General features: G+C 37.2%; 4 protein-coding genes. 1 reads left to right on the forward strand and 3 read right to left on the reverse strand.

Features of this window, described 5'->3' with window-relative positions; all coding sequences use genetic code 11:
* From hisC to hisG, 3 genes are all read right to left on the reverse strand, one after another.
* The coding region (gene hisC, locus ACIQ0D_RS11780) for a histidinol-phosphate transaminase (protein ID WP_395805852.1) at window positions 1-924 on the reverse strand (924 nt) is incomplete at its 3' end.
* Between the two features lie 39 nt (window positions 925-963).
* Complete coding sequence (gene hisD / locus ACIQ0D_RS11785; RefSeq protein ID WP_395805854.1) at window positions 964-2,256, reverse strand: histidinol dehydrogenase; 1,293 nt, start codon at window positions 2,254-2,256, stop codon at window positions 964-966.
* A gap of 13 nt (window positions 2,257-2,269) precedes the next feature.
* The gene (gene hisG, locus ACIQ0D_RS11790; protein WP_395805856.1) at window positions 2,270-3,121 is read right to left on the reverse strand and encodes an ATP phosphoribosyltransferase; all 852 of its coding nucleotides are present in this window, start codon (window positions 3,119-3,121) and stop codon (window positions 2,270-2,272) included.
* Window positions 3,122-3,659: 538 nt separating this feature from the next.
* On the opposite strand from hisG, the gene ACIQ0D_RS11795 reads away from it, so the two are divergent.
* Window positions 3,660-4,214 carry an REP-associated tyrosine transposase gene (locus ACIQ0D_RS11795; protein WP_395805858.1) on the forward strand — a complete coding sequence of 185 codons (555 nt, stop codon included), beginning with the start codon at window positions 3,660-3,662 and terminating at the stop codon, window positions 4,212-4,214.
* The last annotated feature ends 155 nt before the right edge of the window (window positions 4,215-4,369 follow it).

The following is a 4,369-nucleotide window of genomic DNA, read 5'->3' on the forward strand; positions in this document are numbered from 1 at the left end:
GACAAAAAATTGGTAAATTTCTGTGGGATTATCCGTTTTTACGAGGATAAAATTAGCGTCTGAAGGATAAATAGTTAATACTGAAGGTATTTGGCCAAGATTAACTCTTAGTTTTTCGCGTTCAGCGACAGTTTCTTTTATCCAATTATTTACTTGATCTACATTTTGAAGTGCAGCTAAAGCTAGTTCTTGTGAGGCCTCATTCATATTGTAAGGAGGTTTTACCTTATTAAAGACTTCAATGATTTCTTCACTAGCAAAGGCCATTCCCACACGTAAACCTGCTAAACCCCATGCCTTAGATAGGGTTTGTAATACTACTAAATTTGAATACTCGGTAAGCTCCTGAATAAAGGTTTTTTGACGGCTATAATTGATATAAGCCTCATCTATCACCACTAAACCATTGAAATTGGCTAAAATCGTTTCAATATCTTCTCTATTGATTGAATTTCCTGTGGGATTGTTCGGTGAGCAAATAAAAATTAGTTTAGTGTTTTCATCAATTGCTTCCGCGATGCCTTCCATATTCAATTGATAATCAGGCATTAGATTAATTTTTCTTAGCTCAACATCATTGATATTTGCCGATACCTCATACATGCCATATGTTGGTGGCACAGTAATTACATTGTCTTTTCCTGGATTGCAAAATGCACGGAAAAGTATGTCTATCGCTTCATCACTTCCATTTCCTAAAAAAATATTCCTCGGTGGAACGCCTTTTATTTCAGAAAGACGCTTTTTAACCTTGTACTGCAGTGGATCTGGGTAGCGATTATAATTGGTGTGCAGCGGCGAACCATAGGCGTTTTCGTTGGCATCTAAGAAAACGGACGCCTCTCCTTTAAATTCATCTCTTGCAGATGAATAGGGGATCAGATCTTTGATATTTTTACGAAGTATATTCTGTAAGTTGAACATCGTATTGTATTAACGTATTGTTATTCAGTTATTTATCTATTAATTATTTTTTAGTCTGACACTAACCGCATTTTTATGTGCTTCTAAACCTTCCAAAGCAGCTAAAGTTTCTACTGCAGGACCTAAGTTTTTAATTCCTTCTTTAGAGATATGTTGGAAGGTAATTTTCTTGATGAAAGAATCAACAGAAACGCCCGAATATGCTCGTGCATAAGAACTTGTAGGCAAAGTATGGTTGGTTCCAGAGGCATAATCGCCAGCACTTTCGGGGGTTAAATGGCCCAGAAAAACGGATCCAGCATTTATGATTTTTGGAGAAATTTCTTCCCACAAATCTGTTGCTAAAATCAAATGTTCAGGTGCGTAAATATTACTATATTCCATTGCTTCAGTTAAATCTTTGCAGTAAATTGCATAGGAATTGGCAATTGCTTTGGAGGCTATTTCTGCTCTCGGCAACAGTGGCAATTGACGCTCTAGTTCAAGTATAGTTTCATTGATAATGCGCTGTGAATTAGATACCAATACTGCCTGACTATCAATCCCATGTTCTGCTTGCGCTAAAAGATCGGCGGCAACATATTCAGGATTTGCACTTTCATCAGCAATTACCAATACTTCGGAGGGCCCTGCAGGCATATCAATTGCTGTTTGGCTTTCCGATTGTATAATTGTTTTGGCTTTGGTAACATATTGGTTCCCGGGACCAAAAATCTTATCCACTTTTGTGATACTTTCAGTCCCATATGCCATTGCAGCAATAGCTTGTGCACCTCCAGCAAGATAAATACGTTCAATTCCTAAAAGAATAGCACAAAAGGCGAGGTATGCATTTACTTTACCATCTTTTTGAGGCGGTGAGCAGACGATAATCTCCTTACATCCTGCCAAGATGGCGGGTATTCCAAGCATTAAAAAGGTGCTGGGTAAAACAGCTGTACCACCAGGAATGTACAAACCAACTTTCTCAATTGCTCTGTACTCACGCCAGCAGATTACACCTTTAGTAGTCTCTACTTTTTGTTCTGAAGGAATTTGCGTTTCATGAAATTTACGAATATTGTTATAGGCAAGTTGAATGGCATTTTTTTCTGCTTCTCCAGCCTTTTCAGCAATTCTTTTCAGCTCTTCTTTATCCAAATAGAGTTGATTTAGGGCAATTCCATCAAATTGTTTTGCATAGCCTCGTAAAGCCTCATCTCCATTCAATTTAACCTCATCAATTATCTCGGTAACGGTGGCTCGGATGTTCTGATTTGAATCAATATTGCGTTTGCAAAGCTCTTCAATTTCTTTGCGATTAAGATCCTTGTAATTATAGACTTTCAACATGTGTTTTTATCTTTTAAAGGATGATCTTTTCAATTGGCATGACCACAATGCCTTGAGCACCAGCGCTTTTCAGCAAACTGATTTTTTCCCAGAAATCGCGCTCTGGGATTACCGTATGAATGGCAACCCAGCCTTTTTCTGCCAATGGAACCACTGTAGGACTCTTCACTCCAGGTAAAAGCGCTAGAATTTGATCTAAGTTTTTAGCTTCCGCATTTAAAACCACGTATTTAGTCTCTTTAGCACGCAAAACCGATTGAATTCTTTGTATGAGCTCAACAATTAGATCCTCATTTTCAATGCCTTTACGTCCAATTAAAACAGCTTCCGACTTCATTACTTCTGCAAAGGGTTTCAAACCATTGCTTTTTAAAGTCCCACCAGTTGATACAATATCAAAAATGGCATCGCTCAAACCTAATCCTGGAGCAATTTCTACGGAGCCGGAAATAGTTCTAATATCTGCATTGATAGATTGCTCATCTAAGAATTTTTTTAGGATGACAGGGTAGGAGGTAGCGATTGATTTGCCATTGAGGTCGGCAATATTTTCTATTGTGCTATGTGTTTGAACAGCAAGCTTTAGCGTGCATTTTCCGAAGCCTAGCATTTGCAGGAAGCTTACATCAACACCAGTTTCACTGATTACGTTTTCGCCCACAATTCCAAGATCCGCAATACCATCTTGTACATATTCTGGTATATCATCATCACGCAGAAAAAGTATTTCTAGAGGGAAATTAGAGACGTTAGAAATTAGAGAACTTTTATAATTTTCGAAGCTTAAACCGCAGTTTTTTAGAAGCTCGACAGATTTTTCGTTTAATCTACCCGATTTCTGGATAGCTATTTTGAGAGTTTTCAAATGTTATGTTTTAATCAGACCAAAAAAAATATTAAAGAAACAGTTTCACGTAGAAACGTATATATAATTACATCGCCGCAAAGCGATGATGGAAATGTACGTGATGTGTGAAAACTAGAATCATATTTTTGGCCCAATTAGCTTGGGAGGAATACAAATATACAAAAAGCATTTGGTATTTTAAAATTTACGGACCTAAAGGGCTTGTTTCTTGGTTTTTATTACAATAGTTTGAGAAAAGAGGTCTCTGTGCTCTCTTGTGGTCGGTGTTGTCACGCTACAACTCGTTTTCTAGTCTCCTGTGGTCGGTGTTGTCACCGTACCACTTCCCCTCTAGTCGCAACTGTCCGTAGAGTTCAGCGCTAGCGTCTCTACGGATTAGCAAATAATGAGAGTCTCCAGACTCGATTAGTACTAAAATTAACCACTTATTCCCCAAATAATACCGTTTAATAACTATTCTTCGAAATTTTATCATACCCATCTATCTTCAAATTAGTATTATTTCAAATTCAATTGGGTATTAAAAATTTATAAAATGTCTGATAGAGGATTTCAAATCAATGATCAATATGCAGTTCATTTTCTTACCTTCTCAGTGGTAGAGTGGGTGGATGTCTTTTCAAGAAAAATATACTCAGACATCTTTTTAGAAAGCTTAAAGTTCTGTCAGGAACAAAAAGGTTTAAAAGTTCACGCTTGGTGTATAATGACCAATCATATTCATTTAATATTATCTACAAATGGAATAAAACGACTTTCCGACGTGATTAGGGATCTGAAAAAGTTCAGCTCTAACGCAATTATTGATGCAATTAAAAACAATCCTAAAGAAAGTAGAAAAAGATGGATGTTATGGATATTTAAAAAGGCAGGAGAATTTAATGGAAGAAATACAAATTATCAGTTTTGGCAACAGAATAATCACCCAGTGGAATGTTCAACAAAAGAAATATTGTCTTCAAGAATGAAATATTTACATGAAAACCCAGTTAGGGCAGGAATTGTACGATTTGAACAGGATTATTTGTACTCTTCTGGTATTGATTATTATAGTAATGGGAAGGGCTTAATTGAAATTGATTTTGTGTGATTTAATTGGGGGGATATTGATGTTAACAATTTTAAGGGGAGTCTGGAGACTCCCGATATTGTGTAATCCGTAGAGACGCTTCGCTTAACTCTACGGACAGTGCGTCTGGTACGGTGATAACACCGACCAGAGGCCCGACCAGGGTCCGACCCAAG

The organism is Daejeonella sp., assembly GCF_044342615.1.
In the GTDB taxonomy this organism is placed as follows: domain Bacteria; phylum Bacteroidota; class Bacteroidia; order Sphingobacteriales; family Sphingobacteriaceae; genus Daejeonella.